13 protein-coding genes are annotated in these 20,403 nt (G+C 36.2%); 5 read left to right on the plus strand and 8 right to left on the minus strand.

What is annotated here, in order from left to right:
- Nucleotides 1-10 precede the first annotated feature (10 nt).
- From H4J39_RS00580 to H4J39_RS00595, 4 genes are read left to right on the plus strand one after another with little or no spacing between them, the layout of a single operon-like run.
- Nucleotides 11-679 carry a sigma-70 family RNA polymerase sigma factor gene (locus H4J39_RS00580; protein ID WP_182225520.1) on the plus strand — a complete coding sequence of 223 codons (669 nt, stop codon included), beginning with the start codon at nt 11-13 and terminating at the stop codon, nt 677-679.
- A gap of 1 nt (nt 680) precedes the next feature.
- A complete protein-coding gene (locus H4J39_RS00585; RefSeq protein ID WP_182225521.1) occupies nt 681-962 on the plus strand; it encodes a zf-HC2 domain-containing protein in 282 nt (93 codons plus the stop codon).
- 27 nt (nt 963-989) lie between these two features.
- Nucleotides 990-1,574, plus strand: a complete 585-nt coding sequence (locus H4J39_RS00590) for a hypothetical protein (RefSeq protein WP_182225522.1) — start codon at nt 990-992, stop codon at nt 1,572-1,574.
- Entirely contained in the window at nt 1,575-2,324 is a 750-nt protein-coding gene (locus tag H4J39_RS00595; protein WP_182225523.1) for an NRDE family protein, read from the plus strand.
- A 42-nt stretch (nt 2,325-2,366) separates the two neighbouring features.
- Here the strand turns inward: H4J39_RS00595 and H4J39_RS00600 are convergent, their stop codons facing one another.
- The 8 genes from H4J39_RS00600 to H4J39_RS00635 form a co-directional block, all read right to left on the minus strand.
- The gene (locus H4J39_RS00600) at nt 2,367-4,142 is read right to left on the minus strand and encodes a lysophospholipid acyltransferase family protein (RefSeq protein WP_220462084.1); all 1,776 of its coding nucleotides are present in this window, start codon (nt 4,140-4,142) and stop codon (nt 2,367-2,369) included.
- Between the two features lie 149 nt (nt 4,143-4,291).
- Complete coding sequence (locus H4J39_RS00605) at nt 4,292-4,924, minus strand: fumarylacetoacetate hydrolase family protein (RefSeq protein ID WP_182225524.1); 633 nt, start codon at nt 4,922-4,924, stop codon at nt 4,292-4,294.
- Between the two features lie 1,014 nt (nt 4,925-5,938).
- Nucleotides 5,939-6,526 carry a peroxiredoxin family protein gene (locus tag H4J39_RS00610; RefSeq protein WP_259368705.1) on the minus strand — a complete coding sequence of 196 codons (588 nt, stop codon included), beginning with the start codon at nt 6,524-6,526 and terminating at the stop codon, nt 5,939-5,941.
- Between the two features lie 105 nt (nt 6,527-6,631).
- Entirely contained in the window at nt 6,632-8,167 is a 1,536-nt protein-coding gene (locus tag H4J39_RS00615) for an amidase (RefSeq protein ID WP_259368706.1), read from the minus strand.
- A gap of 468 nt (nt 8,168-8,635) precedes the next feature.
- Nucleotides 8,636-9,607 carry a DUF4382 domain-containing protein gene (locus H4J39_RS00620; RefSeq protein WP_182225526.1) on the minus strand — a complete coding sequence of 324 codons (972 nt, stop codon included), beginning with the start codon at nt 9,605-9,607 and terminating at the stop codon, nt 8,636-8,638.
- Between the two features lie 1,142 nt (nt 9,608-10,749).
- Entirely contained in the window at nt 10,750-12,162 is a 1,413-nt protein-coding gene (locus H4J39_RS00625) for an MFS transporter (protein WP_182225527.1), read from the minus strand.
- A gap of 152 nt (nt 12,163-12,314) precedes the next feature.
- Nucleotides 12,315-13,805, minus strand: coding sequence for a tryptophan halogenase family protein (locus H4J39_RS00630; protein WP_182225528.1), 1,491 nt, complete (start codon nt 13,803-13,805; stop codon nt 12,315-12,317).
- Between the two features lie 96 nt (nt 13,806-13,901).
- The gene (locus H4J39_RS00635) at nt 13,902-16,676 is read right to left on the minus strand and encodes a TonB-dependent receptor (protein ID WP_182225529.1); all 2,775 of its coding nucleotides are present in this window, start codon (nt 16,674-16,676) and stop codon (nt 13,902-13,904) included.
- A gap of 516 nt (nt 16,677-17,192) precedes the next feature.
- On the opposite strand from H4J39_RS00635, the gene pulA reads away from it, so the two are divergent.
- A complete protein-coding gene (gene pulA / locus H4J39_RS00640; RefSeq protein ID WP_182225530.1) occupies nt 17,193-20,057 on the plus strand; it encodes a pullulanase-type alpha-1,6-glucosidase in 2,865 nt (954 codons plus the stop codon).
- Nucleotides 20,058-20,403: the final 346 nt, after the last annotated feature.

Here is a 20,403-nt window from a genome sequence, read left to right on the forward strand (position 1 = left end):
GGTTACAACGTTGTTGAAAAAAAAACCTTCTGCAATTTTAGGCCAGGACATAAACAAAGAGAATGAACTGATTGAAGGGCTTATAGACAATAAAGATTTGGCTTATGAAACACTCGTTCGTCAATACAGTGATCGAATGTATGCCGTTGCACGTCGTTTTTTTTATACTGATGACGATGCACAAGAGTGTTTGCAAAAAGCATTTATTCAAGTTTTTAAGAACATTTCCTCATTTAAAAAAAATTCACAGCTCTCTACTTGGTTACACCGTATTACCGTTAATGAAGCATTAATGATGCTTAGACAAAGAAAGAGACAAAATACCACATCATTAGAAGCGTTTTCTCAGCAGTACAATGAATACGGTGAACGAACCGTGTTTGCTGATGAGCTAGGTAATAATCTAGACGATACCTTAAGCAACAACATTGAAGTGCTCTTTGAGAAAAGTGAGGCAAAGTTGTCGCTTAGTGAGATTATTTACCAGCTTCCTGAGAAATATTGTAACGTTTTACTGCTTAGAGACATCCAAGAAATGAACACCAAAGAAACTGCCGAAATATTAGCCGTGTCTGAAGCTTTGGTTAAAACACAATTACACCGGGCCAGATTACTTTTAAGAGCTATTTTAGAACAGGAAGACAGAGTAAGCGTAGAAAATAATTGGAAGGTAAACTGACATGTTAATGATTAAACGATTAATGACCCAACATATGCCTGGTATGTTGACCTGTGAAGAGGTTGATGGTTTTTTGTATGATTATCATGAAGGAAACTTGTCTTACGTTGAAAAGTTTACATTTAAACTGCACTTAAGCATGTGCCGCGAATGTAGAAATTATGTAGAGGGCTATGTAAATGCCATTCGAATTTCTCAAACAGGATTTATTAAAACAAATCAAGCCACCAAGGTACCAGAAGATCTTATGCAAGCTATCTTAAAAAGTCGTACGTCTAAGTAATTCATTCACAATTGGAAAACTAACAGCATGATCATGAGTCAATTAGGCATTATTGAACAAGCTCAGCAGTACCTTAATACGGTATCTAAAAAAAATTATGCAGAAATCCCATCGCCTAACTTTATGAGTTCCGCAGGTGCTCATATGCGGCATATTATTGATCATTATTTAGCGATAATATCAGGTGTAGAAAGCAAATTGATTAACTATGATGCTAGAGTTCGAGGGAGTAAAATAGAATCATCTCCTGAGCTTGCTGCAGGGAAGTTAACTGAAATAGCGGTTTGGATCAAAAACCTTTCTCAGCATGACCTAAGTAAGATAGTTACGTTATCAACAGAAGTTTCAATAGCCAATGAAAATGTTCAAAAAGTACAAACCACCATTGTTAGAGAATTAGTTTTTGCCGGCAGCCATGCAGTTCACCATTTTGCCATGATTGCTCAAATATCTCTTACTCAAAAAAATTCGCTACAAACAACAGAGCTACCACATAACTTTGGCTTAGCTCCCGCAACAGCAACTTTTTTAAGAGAAAACAGTGAACGGCCTGTTGATGCCAAAAATAAAGAGACGAACAATCACCAAACGACTATGCCAGTGATGAATTAAATGTGTACTTTAACCTATTTACTTAATCAAAATGGCTATGAATTGTTTTTTAATCGTGACGAACAGCGCACGCGTTTGTTGGCTATGCCCCCTCAACCACATCAAATTGATAATGCTATTTACCCTATAGACCCACAGGGCGGTGGAACTTGGATTGCTGTGACTAAACAAGGAATGTCGCTCGCGCTGCTCAACAATTACCAAGCAGTTGTTAATATAAATAAAGATAATGTAATGAGTCGTGGACAGCTTATTCTTTCTTTATTGCAAAACCAAGAAAGTGTTATTAAGCAATTAAAAGTTATGGATTTAGAGGTGTTTCAACCTTTTCAGCTGTGTGTTTTTCCTGATACTTTATCAAAAGACGACCCAACGATTCATTGTGTAAAATGGGATGGAAGTGAACTTGTTGATGTAAGTGTTGATGTTAAGGCTGACTTACCTATCACCTCATCAAGTATTGACTTTATTGATGTCAGTAAAAAAAGAAGATCTCGTTTTATCGGTACAGTAGATATAAATAACCCCCATTCAAATCAACATAGAGACTTTCATTTTTCAACAGAAAAAAATGGTCAGTATTCTGTAAATATGCAAAGAGAAGATGCGAGAACCGTTAGTATTTCACATATATCTGTTAACAGTGACTTATCTAAGAAAAATGAAATTTGTTTCGAGTATTTTGACAATGTTGTGCAGAAATCTCATACCGTTGCCTGTTTCAAAGAACAAAGACCTGAATTGACTTAACACTTATAATCACTTTAACCGCACTTGTTGAACCACTTACTTTTAGCTTTTATCATAGTTTAAATAAGCCGCTTTAGATGAACCTAGATAAAGTTTTAATAGCTTCTCTGGCGCCTCGGGTAAATTAACACTGAGCAATAAACCCGGCGTATGATTAAAGTTAACATCGATGCCGGTGCAATGAAATATAGCCCCTAATTTATGGTACTGCTTCAATAATACAGGAATATCTTTGCTGTCTTCTTCTATTCCCATCACTAATGCCGACAACTGATTTAGCTCGACAGGGGCAGCGCTAATAAAATCTTTTACTTCTGGATGAAGTTTCCCTTTAAATGCTTCTTTAGCGTTAACTCCATCTTTGTTAGTCACCATAACTTCATCTATTAAGGCAACTGAACGAGGGTCATATAATTTACTTAATGATACCGTGCCGTACAATGTTCTATAGTGTGGGTTTTGACAAACAAACGCACCAATACCCTTCCATAATAATAATAAGCCATGAAAACTGTTTTGGTGTGCTGCAATAATAAATGATCGCCCCATTTCTAAACAAGGTTGCTGCTGATTAATAAAACCAGCACTAAAATTAAACATCTGCGAAAGATAAAGTTGTGATACGCCTCCCTTATTCTGCAAAAGGTCAGTCTGCCCTATTCGATACGCACCAATAATCTCTTCATTTTTATGATCGAAAATAAATAAGTGCATATACGTTGCGTCAAACTTGTCGGTATCACATATTTCACCGCTCCCTTCGTCTAACGTTCGAAAGGTTATTTCACGCAACCGAGTGATTTCTTGTACACATAGTGGCATTTGATTTTGATAGCCATAATAAACAGAGAATGATTTAAAATCTAATAAATGCTGTTCATCAGGCAACTGAGCAAGTTCGCTTTTAATTGTGATTTTATCTGCGGTTGGGATAATATTTTTAAATGGCATAGAGGCGTCATCTTCAAGCCAAGGCGTAAAATAATTTTCATCATTCAAGTAACATTGTAACCGCACAAAATCATTCATTCTTTTAATACCCTTAAATTCATTAAGTTGCTTAATTGAGAGTAAATTATTGGTTTTTAAATTAATATTATGCGCTTGTAATTTAAACATTTCATGGGCCAACATCAGCAGTCGAAAGCGGTAGTAAATTCTGCCCATACGATGGAACAACTGACTATTAGTACCAGAAATAAAAACAGGTAAAATAGGTGCCCGTGTTTTTTGGGCAAGTTTAATCACTAAGCGATTCCAGTCACCATCGGTTATTCTTTGTTTGTCTGACTGAAAAAACGAAACCCTTCCCGCAGGAAATACAACCAACAAACCATCATTTTCAAGGTGGCTAAAACATTGCTTTATTGCCAGAGTATTTATCTTGGCTTTTGGTTTTAAAGGGTTGGCAAAAATGAAATAACCTTTAATTTCCTTAAATATTTGTAAACCAACATTCGCCATTACTTGGGTGTCTGAACGAAATGCGGTAAGCAAATGAGCGATAATAACGCCTTCAATCATGCCATAGGGGTGATTACAAACGACAACACATCGACCACTTTGTGGTACTTTTTCTAAAACACCGTTAACACCTGACACCTGAACACCTAAGCCATCAAGTAATTTCTGTGAAAACTGTTGCTTGTCTAACCCCGACAATTGACAAGACTCATAAACATTACGCAGTTTATTTATGCCTAATAACTTATCTAACAAAGGGCCAAAAATTTTAAGAATTTTCCCCATAAACGTATTAGGCGCCATGGCAGCAAGTCTCAAATCAGAATAAGGTTTATCTAATGGTTCAATGTTCATAATATCTTCAAGTAATAAGGAAAAAGGATAAATCTAAAAAGGTTATGTAACTTCGTTAGGTTATTACTGAGCTAATCAGCTAGCTAAACACCCCGACTCTACGCTTTGATGTTAGAAGCTACTAACAAGTTACAAATTTTACTTAAATGTCACTTTTCTTCGCTGTACAATGAATCAACACACCATGATTTTTCAATAATAATTTGTTCGTTTTTATATATTTTAGCGGTGAATAATTCACCTGAGTTTATGACTCCAACACCTTTTGGCGTACCTGTCATAATGATATCGCCATCTTCAAGTGTTAAAAATGTTTGTATTTCAGCAACTAATATTTCAGGTTTGTTGATCATAAGCTCATAATTGGCTAATTGCTTAAGCTGGTTGTCTATAAATAGTTCCATTTTATAACTTTTATAATCATCACCACACCTTACAAACTCGCTAAATACCGCCGATTTATTAAAAGCTTTAGCTCGCTCCCAAGGTAACCCTTTAGACTTAAGTACTTTTTGTACTGATCTTTTAGTTAGATCTAGGCCAAAGCCAATGCCAGAGATTTTATTGTTTTCAATGATAAAACTAATTTCACCTTCATAATGTATTTCTTCATCTTGATTACTTTCAATATGATCAGAGATAGCAGAATTAGGCTTAATAAAAATTACAGGCTCAGAGGGTGTCTCATTGTTTAGCTCTTCGATATGTTCTACATAATTTCTGCCGATGCAGACAATCTTAGTTGGCTGAAAGTTTATACCTTCATACTTAACATTGTTCATTTATACTTTTCCTGTCTTCGGATGCTTTTGGCTGTTCTGCAAACAAAATAATAGATCTTATTTGATCACTATAATCTACCGTAAAACCCTAAATTTATATAGGAGGAGAAGAGCAATAATTTAACGTTTACTCAGAGTGGTTCTCGCGCTAGGCACCACGATATACGCAGCAGTAATATTGAAATATTAACTGACTATAAAATCAGGTTATGAAATGTGAGTAAACAATTGATAGGGAAGAAAGTATTGTCACTATGGTGTTGCACTAGTTACAAAAAATTTTAATGCACGGGGAGAAGTTGTTTTAAATTAAACCAAACTCAATGGCATATATTTAGATAAAGCTTAAGGGGGGAACTGCATTGTTATTAAAATCATACCCTCAGCTAATAGTGATTAGTTGAGGGTTTATCTTGCTTACTAAGCTTGGTATACCCATTCTAAAAAACATTTAGAATCGGTAATATTGCCAAACTTGATTAACTTTGTACCATTTTGATCGTTAACAACAACATTATGTTTGTTAACTGAAATGGAATTAATAGGTGATTTAATTGAATAAATCATTCCTTTATATGTATAAGACATAATAAAACTCTTTAATTTGCGCATCTGCGCATTAATAATAAAAGCCATATTACTGTGTGAAAACGTTTAGATATTTATAAATATCTGATCAAGAGAATAATAAATCTTGATAACCTCAGACAACAATTTAGGCTTGATAATTTGAGTGATGGCTGACTGTGAAAGGGAAAGACAAAACATTAATCATAACAAATAACAACTACGTGTCATAATTGGTTAAATAAACGAGAGGCGAATAAATAACTCGGCAACTATAAACAGGTTAAAAGATAAAGTAAACTAATTTTTTAACCTTTTTTGTTTTTTTATCAATAAAAAAAATGACAACCTCTGTACCCGTCTTATTTTTATCAAGATTTTCCAAAAACAGCTACGCTTTAGTGCTTTATAAAAAATAGCTGTTTTTTAAAATGGAAATCTAGCTGTTTAATTGCGTGTGCTTAACTGTTCAAATAAATCAGAGAACTTCACACGCTTGCGATAACCTTTAAAAAAATATTTATGATCAATGTTTCCAGCAGGATTTATAATGACAACACCAGGATAAGGGATGCCATAATTATCATCACCTACTTGATAATCTTTATTAAGAATACCATAAGCTTTTACCGTTGCTGCGCCTTGGTCTGATAATAAAGAATAGTTAAGATTGTTTGCTTGAGAGAAACTATTCAAAATATCAGTATTATCATAAGATATAGCCGCAACGCCATAACCTAAAGCTTTAAATTTATCCGCATATTCATTGAATTCTATTAAGTGACGTTTACAAAATGGACACCAGTCAGCTGAACGAAAAAATAAAATAATCAGCCCTTTTTCAGCCACAATATCTTTAATGTTAACCGCTGCTTTTTTCTCATCTATTACCGTTAACGCGGGAGCTTTGTCACCGACAGTTGGCCCTACATTTATCGAGATCTGCTGTGCAAATGCCGCTTTAATAAAAATAATCGGCAATAGCAATATGGCAACTACCGACATGAAAAATATAGATTTTGTATTATGAATCATGGCTTTTATAAACTCTTTTATGAATAATTTTTTGTTATAAACTCTATAGACCGCACTTTGCCAAAATTTAATTCAACAAGTGTCATTAATTTTATAATATATAAATTACTGCAGTTTTGGTGCAACACGATGTTTAGTTGCTTGTTCATAACCAAAAGCAGCCTCAATCAATGTTCCCTCTTTTAATTTGCCAGAAAACATTGATAAACCCACAGGTAAACCATGAACATACCCCATAGGTATCGTTATATGGGGATAGCCTGAAATTGCGGCTGCAGAAGATGCAGCACCTAAGTAATGGTCTCCATTTATCCAGTCAGTTTTCCATGCGGGCCCCGTAGTTGGAGCAATTATCATGTCGAGGTTGTGCTTTTCAAGCAAAGCATCAATACCTTCTTCTTGTGTTAGTCGCTTCGCTTTTTCGAGTGCTTCCAGATAATTTTTTTCCGTAATACTCCCTTTAGCTTGTGCCATTAAAAATATTTCTTGTCCAAAATATTTCATTTCAACATTAGCATTTTTTATATTGAACTCAATCAGTTCACTCAGCGATTTGGGTATCCCGAGTGCAGTTTTAGCGAGATACTTATTAAGTTCGTCTTTAAACTCGTAAAGAAGCACTTCAAATTCCGCATCACCCCATTGAGCTTTATTTTCAAAGTTAACGTTGTCAACGATCACCGCACCTTGCTTTTTAAGGTCTAGAACTGCCTGACTAAACACCTTGTCTAGCCCTTTGTGATAGCCCATTAAATTGCGTGCAATACCGATACGTTTACCTTTTACACCATCAAGCTTTAAGTGCGATAAATAATCTATATTTGAAGACACAACGTCTTGATCATCTTTGTCTGCTTTTACCATTGCAGATAAAAGAATAACCGCATCTGTAACGTTTTTAGCCATAGGGCCCGCAGTATCTTGACTATGAGCGATAGGGATAATACCGTCACGGCTTACTGTCCCTAATGTTGGTTTGATCCCCACAATACCGTTAATGGCAGCTGGACAAGTAACCGAGCCATCAGTTTCAGTACCAATAGTCACCGTTGCAAAATTTGCAGCAGCAGCAATGCCAGAGCCAGAGCTAGACCCACAGGGGCTGGTCGTTATATCGTAAGGGTTTCTACTTTGCCCATATAAGCCGCTCCATCCACTTGACGAAGCTGTTGAACGGAAATTTGCCCATTCACTTAAATTGGTTTTTCCTAAAATAATAGCGCCAGCCTCTTTAAGTTGTTTAACCAAAAAAGCATCATCTTCTGGAAAATTTTTGGCTAAGGCAACTGAACCTGCGGTATTTGCCATACCGTCTGTGGTGTCAACATTGTCTTTAAGGAGAATGGGAATACCGTGCAAACTGCCTTTAAAACCATTTTCAATAAAATAACGGTCAAGTGCTTTTGCTTGCTGCAGTGCATTTTCATTTAGTTGTACAACTGAATTTAATTTCATACCTTTATCATCAAAGGCTTCAATACGTTTTAAATAAAATTGTACTAATTGTTCACTGGTTAACTGCTTACTTTGCATTTGCTGGTGAATATCATGAATGGTAGTGCTTTCATTAATTTCTGCACTGACATTAAAAGTGGTTGTGACTAATAAAATGAGTAAAGCTAAGTGTTGAAAAACCTTCATGTGTATTCCTAAAGTATAACGTTGCATGTTTTATAATTGAAACAGGGGGGACTTGTCTATAGGCGACTAATATTTAAACAAAAATAAAGTGTAATGAGTGTTATCAAATCTATACAAGTGTAGATCGTCACAAAGAATGAGAAATGCTTCACGCAATGAGAAAGCTTAACGTCTTGTTTACAGATTGTAACTGAACAAAATGTGATACTCACCTACAGCTCTAATAACTAATCGGTGATTAAGTACTTATGATCACTAATGCCACATTCGAGTCATTAGGCATTAACATTGAAATAAGGTTTCGAATTATTTTTCTTATTCCTAACGTTCAAATTGAGGATTACTTTTTTGTGCTAAGGAGGATAGTTAGCTGATTGTTTATGGTTTAATCGGTATTTAATTATTTTCATCAAGTGCAATTAAAATCAGAGATGCCTTTATATTATTATAAGAGCATCTCAATCGAATTTATTGAGCTTCAAAGCTAACTTGTGCGGCAGTGTTACCTGCAACGACATTCACATTTTGAGCGCTAATGAAAGTTACCTCATCATCAACTTCAGGAGCGTCTTCGGTATCACAGCTAACGGCAATGGTATAGTCACCCGCGTTCACAAAACCAATTTCGAAATCATACGCGGTTTGTTCACTATCAAAGGTAACAGAAGTACTTGCAAGTGGTTGGTTGGTTTCATCACCGTCAACATCAGCTAATGTATCCATTGCTAAATCTAGACCTTCATATAAATAAACACTAGCAATACGTAAAGACGGGTCTGAAAGTGGAGTACATTGGTTATTAATCAATAAGGTTTCTGAAACACTACCTTCTATATGTCCTGCTTCGTTATTATTAACTAATCTAACACCCCGTGGTTTAAGGAAGTAGCCCGCTTGTCCTACAGGATTAGTCATGGCTTTGTTTAAATCAAATTCTAACGTGAAATCAACCGTACCACCTAAAGTTGCTGTAAAACCATCGAGTTTAAGTTCGTTTGAGGGGACACTGACACTGACTTTTTCGCCTGATAGCGCATCTATACCATAAGATCCGTCACTCATGATTAAACGCATTTGAGTGTAATCACCTGCTGATATAGATATTCCATCAACTAAAGTAATCGAATCACTTCCTGTATAAGCAAGTAAATCAATGCCTACCGTATCAGGGATTATTTCATTATTATTTAAACATGAATCATTCGATGCAATCATGCCGCTTTCATTGCCCACAGTAAAGGTAACATTTGTTTCACCTTTAAGTTCTATTTGGTTGAAACAAACAACAACTTCAGAAAGATCATCAACAGGGGCATCACTAACTGCAAGAGAAAAACTAGGTAATGGCGTTTCATCATTTGAACTACTGTCACTACCACCACAAGCTGTAAGTAATAGTAAGGGAATAGATAGTGCGAGAATGTGTTTTTTGTTTAACATAATTTATCCTAAATAAGATTAGAGCGACCAATAATTAAGTCTTTATTTTAGTAAAATCAGGCAAAGCAGGCTAGTTTAAGGCATTGCGATTGATAGACTTTTTCTAAGAAAAAATGATTTAGTATCATTACCAAATCACGATTGCCGTTAGGCAATTTATCAAATGAGCTATATAAAACTCGCCTGTATAGTAACATAAATGAAAATTTAATGATTTTTTAAAGTATTATTTGGGTGTTCTCAATAGGTGTAATAGCCAATACATTAGGTATTTTATTGCAAGGCTTAGCGATAATAATGTCTTCTGTGTGCGTCAAGGGAGCATTAGCATGAAAAAAGGTAGTGCTAAAAACATAACCGATGAGGGAATTTGGTTTGGTCGTCACTTATGCCACTTTAAGACCTAAGGTTTTAGTACCATACCGAAAATTTTTGGGCTGTAATCGGTCATAAATTAAGAGGCTAATCAATATACCTAGCAGTCACAATGAGTTTTTTGCGGACATTAAAGGAGATGTTTATCTCTCTATGGAGCATAGATGTCATAGCGTTGATGTGAATTTTTAATTATAAAATAGCAACTGTTCAGTGTTGTCTTCACCATTTAAACTAAAGCGACAAAGCTGATGTTGGAAATAAGTCATATATCCTGAACTGTGCTCATAAAAAATTGACTTTTATGACTTCAATGAAATAATCACTCATTCCATAAAGGATCCTAATTTAAAAATTACACTCGATATCTGTAGGTATACAAGACTGAAGGGATCTAATAACTATTCATATACATATGGCTATTTAAGTAAAGATCTAAACGTAAGTTAAATACCCGTTAGTAGCGTCTATCTGCTTTCTATTTAACAATCTTTAAATCTCATTATTTTTAATAAATTGATATTGGAATTAGTAGTTAATGAATTGTTAAAAATAGGGCTCTATGTGAGAATGTGCCAGAAAATTTGTAGGGATTGTTTTAAATTCTAAATGATGAACATGGTAATGGAGTAACCTTATTAGAGGAAATGTCTAACTTATCGTTATTGATTTTTAGAGTTCAGGAGTTCTCATTACTTGTGTAGAACGACACAAAGGAAAAGAAATACGCCCTTTTATAACCTATTTCTTCACTATTTTTATAATAATTAGTTTTTTGAATGCTCTTTAACTTTTGTCCACGCCAGCGCTGAAATAGCCAGCGCTACAGCACTTATTTGAAAGACTAAACTTTTATCTGCAACTTTACTGATGAATAAGCCAATCGCTAAGCTGACTAATAACTGAGGTAATACTACCGACAAGTTAAATAATCCCATATATAGACCCATACGCGATTGTTCGACTTTTTCAGACATAATCGCAAACGGTAAACTGATAATCGCAGACCAGCCAATCCCTAAAAGCGCCATAAGCAAGTAAAGTACTTCTTTAACGTCACCAAACAGAGACACTAACCCGTAACCAATAGCCATACTGGTTATGCAATAGGTATGGGTTTTTACTCGACCTATTTTTTTCGAAATGGGTTCAAGCACAAAGGCAGGTAGTAAAGCTGAAACAGCACTGAGAATTAAAAAACTCATCGCGATAACTTTACCTAAATCATCGTCTGACAAACTTGGCATTTTGTCTTGAAGAAAAGCAATGATAAAGACAAACATCGTCTGCACACCAATCCAACTGAAGGAGTGAGCCGCTAATACCTTTCTAAAACCAATGCTATTATCTGCACTATTCTCTTTAGCAAACAAAGTAATAATCACAAAATAAAAGGTGATGATCGCCGCAATAAGTTCTGCCCAATAATGGTCGATTTTTATACCTGAAATTTGTAATCCCATTGCGTAAATATCGTAAGCAATAAAACCCCATAGTGGTTTGATATTCAACAACACCATCTTGAACGATACTTTTTCTTGGACAATATCATGCTGGCTTACAAGCAATTTTTTTGGTTCACTAATAAAGAATGGGGTAAATATTGATAGAAAGAACACTAACCCCGCGCCTAAGTAAATCAGTACAAAGTTACCCCAAGTAGCGCCAACCGCATAAGCTAATACACCAAAAGAACCTGACACCGTTTGCATCCAGGTATAACCTTTAGTGCGAGCATCTCCCTCAGGAGTTACATCAGCAATAATGGCACGTGTTGGGTTAAAACTGATATTAATCGACAAATCTAAGGTTAACGCTACGGCAATCGCTACACCTAACAATCCTGAGATGCCAAGTGTTGAAGAGACAATATCAATATTGGGTAAAGCCAGCAGCATCATACCGGCCAAGACACCACCAATGAGAATAAATGGACGACGACGACCATTCCAAAACCAAACATTGTCACTGATAATGCCGACAATAACTTGGCCTAAAATCCCCGCAATGGGCCCTGCCGCCCACACTAAACCGACCTGATGAATATCTAACCCGTATTGAGTGATTAATATCCAACTCAGTGCAGATATTTGCACTGACAAAGCAAAACCCATCGCAGTAGCGGGTAAGCTCAAAAGCATATAAAAAGATTTACTGAGATTTTTTTGAATAGCTAACATGACTTAATTGACTCTTTTCAAATAGACACGAGTAAAATATATTAAATAGCTACTCATTATCTAGCCACGTTACTTCCTTGCCTGATTGCCAGCAAGTACCTGCATACGTATTCAAAGCCACATTATGGGTAAGGCCAACAGTTATCTCTACTTTACATTTTCATAATATGTTTTAAAAAATCATCATGACTTGGTAATTTACTAATTGGTTCTTGCTTTATTTCTTTGATTTTTTTTAAGGTCGCTTGTAGTTGTGCTAAAGACATATTATTTGCAAGTGGGTGATAATCTTGCGGCACAATACCTTGTCCTATCATGACTTGTAGCCATGAGTTTTCAAGAAAGAGATCATTTTGGTCTCTGAACAATCGACCATTTTCTTTAAAAATTTCGATTTTATGACGAAGACTATCTGGAATATCCATGTTGCGCATATCACGCCAAAAATCACTGTTTTCACGCTGATTTACATGATAATGCAAAATAAGAAAGTCTTTTATTTGATCATATTCTACTGCTGATTGCTTATTATATTCCGTCACGAGTGTGTCATCGACACCGTGATGTGGAAATAAATGCACCAAACGAACAACGGCTGATTGAATTAAATGAATGCTGGTTGACTCAAGAGGCTCAAGAAAACCACTCGATAGTCCAACAGCTACAACATTTTTGTTCCATTGTTTGTAACGTCTACCTGTTTGAAATTTTATAACTTTAGGGTCAGCAATAGCTTTACCATCAAGGTTACTCATTAATAAATCCATAGCTTTATCTTCAGAGCAATAATTACTGCTATAAACTAAACCATTACCATTACGATGCTGTAAAGGAATACTCCATTGCCAGCCACTTTCATGAGCAATAGATCGGGTATAATTTAGCGTTGTATCAGCTCGCTCTGAAGGTACAGCAATAGCGCGGTCACATCGTAACCAATGGCTCCAATCTTCATAACCGGTATTCAGTTTCTTTTGAATTAGAAGCGCCGCAATACCTGAGCAATCAATAAAAAAGTCACCTGTTATTTCTCGGCCACTTTTTAGTTTTAGTGCTTGAATAAATCCAGATTCATTGCATTGCTTAACCTGTTCAACTATCCCTTCTGTTCTAACTACCCCCATTTTTTCACTGATCTTACGCAAAAACTTTGCATATAAACCCGCATCGAAATGATAAGCATAAGGCATATCTAGAATAGGATCCTTGCTATTAATCTTGGCAAATTTACCCGCTTCAGCACATAAATAATTAAGATCGTATTGCCAAAGATGATCACCGTTTTCTAACTGATTATCACGTTTTAAAAGATGATGAAAATGACAGAATGCGGGGCTTTTCCCCACTGCACCAAAACTATGGTAGTAACTATGCCCTTGCGTTTTCCAATGTTCGAACTTAATCGCTAATTTTATGGTAGCTTTTGTTTCTCTAATAAATTCTACTTCGTTAATACCTAATACGTTATTTAAGTGTTGAATAGGGGGAATAGTCGCTTCACCAACACCAATAGTGCCAATATTTTCGGATTCAACTAATTCAATACTAATGGCACCACCCAATAACTTTTTAAGTAGAGCAGCTGAGACCCAACCTGCGGTGCCTCCACCAAGTATCACAACTTTTTTAATAGCATGACTCACGTCAACTTCCTCGTAATATTGATTAATGTCGCTATAAAAAAAGCCTGCCCACAAGGGCAGGCTTTATATTAACGGTAAATTTTAAATAATATTCATCTAAAATTTATAGTTTATACCTAACGAATAATTAGCACCAAATGATTGATAAGACTTAATCTGTCTCGCATCAAGCGCTTCTGCTTGAATAGTATCTTCATCAGTAATATTTTGTGCTTGTAGTGTGACACGTAAACCTTTTAACGATTCAATACCCGATTCTGCAAAATCGTAGCTAATTTGTGCATCCCAAATTTCAGCACCTAAATCATCCGTTTCAACTAAAGACAAACTACCACCACGTGTTTCTGTTAAGAAATTATCACGCTTGGTACCCGCAATACGAATTTCAAAACCATTACGTTCGTAATATGCTGTTAATGAATAACTCTCTTCTGATAGACCCGGAATTCTTCCCTCGTCTGTCGTTTCTGTGGCATCTAATTTACCATCTAAGAAAGTAGCACTAACGACTAAGCCAAAACCGTCGAGTGATTCATGGACTAAACGAAATGGCATACTTGCTTGCAATTCATAGCCGCGCACAAATCCTTCAAAGCCATCAGTATTGGTATCAACGTACCCAGTAAGTGTTTTAGGTGCATCACCATTACTGTCTTTATGTAAATCAGCAATATATACATCAGAAAAATCAGTTAATTCACGATTGCCACGATGCCAGTTCTTTAAGTCTTTGTAGAAAAAAGTAGCTGCGAAATAGCCATCGTCTGAAAAGTAGTTTTCATAAGAAAGATCAAACTGATTGGCTTCATAAGGTTTTAATTGACTATTACCTGCACTACCTGACCATGGACCATTTTCAGGATCGCTACTTTGAATTTGGTTATCATTATAAGCAAAGGTTGCACGTGCATTAGGGCGCATATCATCCATGCGAGGACGACTAATAACCTTAGCCATTGCTGTACGAATAAATTGGTTCTCAGCAACCTCAAAGCTTAAATTTAAAGTAGGTAATATATCTGAATAAGATGCGCCATCAGTTACCGGCGTTGCAACAACGTAAGCTTCTGTATTTTCTACGGTAGAAAACCCTGAAGCGCCCTGGTCAACATCAACGTACTGTAAACCAAAGTTACCTGTCATATAGACATCACCAAGTTCAGCTTCTAAATTTAATTTAGCATAAAGTGTTAGCGTTTCTTCTTCAACTTTGTACGTATCACCTAAACGATCGGTTTGTACTAAAGATGCTTCTGTAGCCTTATAATAACCACTGTTATACAAATCTATACTGTCGTAAGCGAGAACACCGTTAATACCAATAAAGCTTAAATCAGTTACGCCTAACACATTAGGAATAGGTCCATCGCTAGGGTATTCTGGAGATGTTAAATAGTCACCTTCATTAATTTTAATTTTTTCTCGTTCAGAATAAACAACACCTAATTCAACACCACGAACAAGGCTATAATCAACAACACCTTTTACTTGAAAACGAATACTATCAAGGGATTCTTCAAATTCAGGACGGTTAACAAAACCATCTTGTGCATCACCACCGATAACAGGTGCACCCCAAGACTGAGGGCCGGCAAGACGTATTAAGCTTTCATCTGTGTAATCAACCCCTGAAAGTGTAGGATGGTCACTAAACATTACTCCTGTAGAGGTCATTTCCCATGAACGAGCTGCAGATGGACGTCCATCAACACCTGCGCGTCCTGTACCCGAATAACTTTCTAAATCGATAATAGACTTTTCAACATCACCAATAGATAAATCTGTTTCAACTGTCCAATTTTCATTTAATGCATACTCAACATTTAAGCCAAAAGTGGTTAATGTAGATTCTTGTGTTCTGGCATCATTACGCACAACAGAATGAAAATCATCCCAGTAACCAGAGGTTACCAAACCATCTTCAGTATTTGTTGCTGTGTAATTTACACCGCCCCACACAGGACCGCCTTCTTCTAAACCACGTCTTACATCATGTTCTTTAAAATCGATGTATAATGCATCAAGTTGAATTTTTAGTTTGTCATTTGGAGCATATTCAATAACAGCTGCAATTGAGTCACGTTCCATCAATGCTGAACGAGCAAAAGAGTCATGCCCCCCTAAAATTTTGTCACCTTCTGGTGTATCAGCATAACCCCAGGCGCGAAAATTCTCTTCTTGACGAGGCGTTTCTTGTGTTGATAAAACAAGCGCTAAACCTAAAGTATCATCAGCAAACTTATCGACAAAGTTAAATGACAAACGGTGCCCATCATTATCGTAATCAGGGTTAGCAGCATCTTTTTCATTTTGCTCAATGTTGGCATTAAAAGTCATTGTTGGGTCTGAGTACAGTGGACTGATTGTCTGTAAATCAATTGTACCGCCGATGCCTTGTGAAATAAGCCCTGCTTCTGGCGTTTTATAGACGACGATGTTTGAAACTATTTCTGTGGGGTATAAATCGAATTCTACACCTCGATTATCGCCCATACCCAATAGTTCGCGGCCATTGAGTGAAGTACCAATATAGTTTTCATTAAAGCCACGCACCGATAAGCCACTTGTTCGACCATTTCGACGCTCACCTGTAACACCTGGTAATCGCGAAAGCGATTCAGCAACACTTGTATCAGGTAGCTTGCCAATATCTTCTGCAGAAATAACTTCGACAATTGAATTGGTGCTCATTTTAATCGCTTGAGCTCTTTGTAAACTACCTCGAATACCCGTTACTGTAATAACTTCTATTTCTTGTTCACTTACTTTTTCTTTATCTGTTTCTTCAACTGCATAGGCTGATGAGCTTAGTGCCATCAAACCACTAGAAATTATTGCTATGGTTACTTTACTTGGATTAAACTTTAACATTGTATGGTATCTCCCAAATTCCATCCGAACTTATGTTTTTCTCAGTTTGTATAACTGATGTAATTGCTTTTATTTTGTTCTGCTTGATTTGCAGACATCTCAATATAGAGGGCTTACAATGGGATGAATACCTTATGCATACGTATTCACACAGCAATAAATCGATGCATACGTATTCAAAGCTCAATAGCTAAGCTATTCGTTCACAAGTAATGATAAGAATGGTTATTTATAAGGAGACTCCTCTAAAAACAAGCCCTTTAATTATAGTAATTCTGACATTGATTGACTTTAAGCGGTAATAATTAAAATAACGGTAATCTTTATCTCATTCTTTTACCTTAGCCAAGGAAATATCTCATCGTTTCGAGCCATCGTTAATATTGCCATGCAAACAAAATTATACTTCCCAAAAGCTTATTTGCTTTGAATACGTATGTAAACATCATGTTTATCTGTTTAAAGTTTCTGTAGCTGAGTAGATTACTCCAATCATTCATTTAATTACTGATAATTATGCCCAATTATTTATTGTTCCCCCTTAAAAAATATCTATATTTTACTTTAATAACCTTAATAGCCATATTAGTAAGCGGCTGCTTTTATAGTGGTCAAAAGACAATATATTCTCAGCAAAACTTAACGCATAATGATAGTAATAATACAGATACGATTCAAAGCAACAAAAAAACAAAACCTGTTGCCCTTCTTGTAAATAGTACCACTCAAGACTTTTCTGCACATTGGCTAAGCCCAAAACTGATATTATTGCCCCAAAATAATTTACATCAACAACACAACCTTACCTTTGAAGACGGTGAACATATTGAACAAGTCGCACTTACGCCCTTCATAGGAGAAATAAATCATTTGCGTATCCCCAAGCATTTAAGGTCTTTCAACCTATTTGAAGTAAAACTTACTGATGATAAAATTAAAAAGTGGCTTAAAAATAAAGTTTACGTTAGTTCTTCAAGCGACAACATAAGTTCAAAACACATCGCACACGTACAAACCGCACAATTATTAGATGTATTGTTTACCTCACAAAGTAACGACGCCGATGAAGTTAAAAATTTAGGTGCTACGGTCAATAAAAATCTCATTAAGTTTGCACTTTGGGCACCAACCGCAAAGCAGGTGACGTTACTAATATTTAATGAAGACAAGCAAGCGACTGATATAATATCTCTTAGCGAAAACACCAATACTGGTATTTGGTCGGGTGAAATATCAAATATTCAACAAGAAGTCTATTACCAATATCAACTCAACACATACCACCCTGCTAGCGATAAAGTTGAAACATTAACAACCACAGACCCATATTCTTTAAGTCTTTCAACGAATAGTGAGTATTCACATGTTATCGACTTAGACGATTCAAAAAACAAACCTAACGGATGGAGTTCACAACAAGACGTTTTAATTAAGAATCCTGAAGATAATATTTTCTACGAAACGCACATTCGTGATTTTAGTGCTCACGACCCAAAACTTTCATCCCCTAAAGTACGTGGTAAATATGCCGCTTTCAGCGAAAAAAATAGCGCGGGTATCAAACATTTTAAAGCACTACAAAAAGCGGGTATTAACAATATTCACTTGCTACCCACCTTTGATATTGGCACCGTTAACGAAGATGAATCACAAGTTATTGATCTAAATGATCCTATTAGCAAACTTTGCCAAATCGTGCCACAGCATCAGCTTTGTATTCTCGGTGATCAAAAAATGACGATACGAGAATATTTAGAAACACTCCCTTTAGCAACACAAGAGCGCCAAGCGATAGTCAGTTCGATGAGAGAAATTGACAATTACAATTGGGGCTACGACCCTTTCCATTATACGGTTCCCGAAGGCAGTTACGCGCAGAACCCTGAAGGCTCAGCACGTATTATTGAATTTCGTCAAATGGTACAAAGTATTCATAATTTAGGCTTTCGCGTAATAATGGACGTGGTCTATAACCATACGCATCAAGCAGGCTTAGAGCCAACCGCAGTACTTGATAAAATTGTACCTAATTATTATCATCGCCTTGACCCTATTACGGGGGAAATAGCACAGTCGACCTGCTGTGATAACACCGCTACAGAAAACGTTATGATGGAAAAGTTAATGACAGACTCATTAATTGTTTGGGCAAGAGACTACAAAATTGACGGCTTCCGCTTTGACCTTATGGCACATCAGCCTAAGTCATCCATGCTAAAAGCAAGAAAAGCAGTTCAAGGCGTTGATAGCGATACTTACTTTTATGGAGAAGGTTGGAATTTTGGTGAAGTTGCAAATAACCAGCGCTTTATGCAAGCAAGCCAGTTAGAGCTGGGCGGCACACAAATTGGTACTTTTACTGACAGGTTGCGCGACGCTGTTCGCGGTGGTGCTTTTAGCGCCAGCGGCGATGATATTCGCAAAAGCCAAGGTATTGGCAGCGGTTTAGGCACATTACCTAATGAGTTAGTTAACCATGAAAAATCAAGAAGTGATTACCTGCTTTCAGCTGACCAATTACGTATTGGCTTAGCGGGTAATTTAGCTGATTTTCCTTTAGAAAATGCCCAAAATGAAAACGTTACTGGTAAAAAAATTCCTTATGGCGATCAACCAACAGGTTATGCATTAGACCCTGCCGATACCATAAATTATGTGTCAAAACACGATAATCAAACATTGTGGGACAATAACCAATACCGCTTACCTTACAGTACTTCAACTAAAGACCGTGTTCGCATTCACTTACAATCACTGGCCTTTCCAATTTTTGCGCAAGGCATTCCATTCTTACACATGGGTTCTGAATTTTTGCGTTCAAAGTCATTTTTACGCGACAGCTACGACTACGGTGATTGGTTTAATAAAGTTGATTTTACCAAACAAACCAATAATTATAATGTCGGTTTACCGCCTGCAGATAAAGACCAAGCAAACTGGCCATTGATCAAAAAATTACGAGCAAATAATGAAGGCCGAGATATAGTTAGCCCAAGCGATATTGAATTGAGTAGCGAGGTCTTTAAAACATTTATTAGCCTGCGAATGAGTACACCGCTGTTTAGACTCACCAACAGTGAACAGATAATAAAGCGGGTGAAGTTTCACAATACCGGTAAGGAACAACAAATCGGCTTAATTGTCATGAGTATTGATGATTCAGATAAATCTCAGCAATTAGACGCTGATATTTCAGCGCTTGTCGTTATTTTCAATACCAGCACAGCAGAGAAAACAATCAACTTTAAAGAAGCTGAGCAATATCAATTACACCCAATTCAAAGAAATGGCGTTGATACAGTTGTTAAACAAAGTAGCGGCAATGAAAACAGTTTTTCTGTTCCAGCGTTAACCACCAGTATATTTATCAAAAAACGATAGCGCTTTATTATTAGAGGATAACGACTATTTCGTTTACTTAATTATCGAGTGAAATGTGAATAGCCTTATCTTCTGCCTTGAAAAAATACAGACTAGAGCAACCTTTTCGACTTATCCATACAATAAACTTAAAACTTAATCAGCTTTAGCATAAATTAAAATGTCGCCTAGTAAAGTCATGGTATCGTTGATAAAAGTTATTATATTTACCAATGTGGAACGTCATAAATAATAAGAAAGGCTACACGCAATTATAAATTTTAACATCTTGCTTATATGTTTAATTGAACAATAGGTGAAACTCATCTGCGGATCCAATCACTAATGCCACAAAGCTGTCCTTTTA

Source organism: Colwellia sp. Bg11-12 (assembly GCF_014076955.1).
Lineage (GTDB): Bacteria > Pseudomonadota > Gammaproteobacteria > Enterobacterales > Alteromonadaceae > Colwellia_A.

Coding starts and splice junctions, on each gene's coding strand:
- H4J39_RS00585 (WP_182225521.1), top strand. CDS start 681: ATGTTAATGATTAAACGATTAATGACCCAACATATGCCTGGTATGTTG.
- H4J39_RS00590 (WP_182225522.1), top strand. CDS start 990: ATGATCATGAGTCAATTAGGCATTATTGAACAAGCTCAGCAGTACCTT.
- H4J39_RS00595 (WP_182225523.1), top strand. CDS start 1,575: ATGTGTACTTTAACCTATTTACTTAATCAAAATGGCTATGAATTGTTT.
- H4J39_RS00600 (WP_220462084.1), bottom strand. CDS start 4,142: ATGAACATTGAACCATTAGATAAACCTTATTCTGATTTGAGACTTGCT.
- H4J39_RS00605 (WP_182225524.1), bottom strand. CDS start 4,924: ATGAACAATGTTAAGTATGAAGGTATAAACTTTCAGCCAACTAAGATT.
- H4J39_RS00610 (WP_259368705.1), bottom strand. CDS start 6,526: ATGATTCATAATACAAAATCTATATTTTTCATGTCGGTAGTTGCCATA.
- H4J39_RS00615 (WP_259368706.1), bottom strand. CDS start 8,167: ATGAAGGTTTTTCAACACTTAGCTTTACTCATTTTATTAGTCACAACC.
- H4J39_RS00620 (WP_182225526.1), bottom strand. CDS start 9,607: ATGTTAAACAAAAAACACATTCTCGCACTATCTATTCCCTTACTATTA.
- H4J39_RS00625 (WP_182225527.1), bottom strand. CDS start 12,162: ATGTTAGCTATTCAAAAAAATCTCAGTAAATCTTTTTATATGCTTTTG.
- H4J39_RS00635 (WP_182225529.1), bottom strand. CDS start 16,676: ATGTTAAAGTTTAATCCAAGTAAAGTAACCATAGCAATAATTTCTAGT.
- pulA (WP_182225530.1), top strand. CDS start 17,193: ATGCCCAATTATTTATTGTTCCCCCTTAAAAAATATCTATATTTTACT.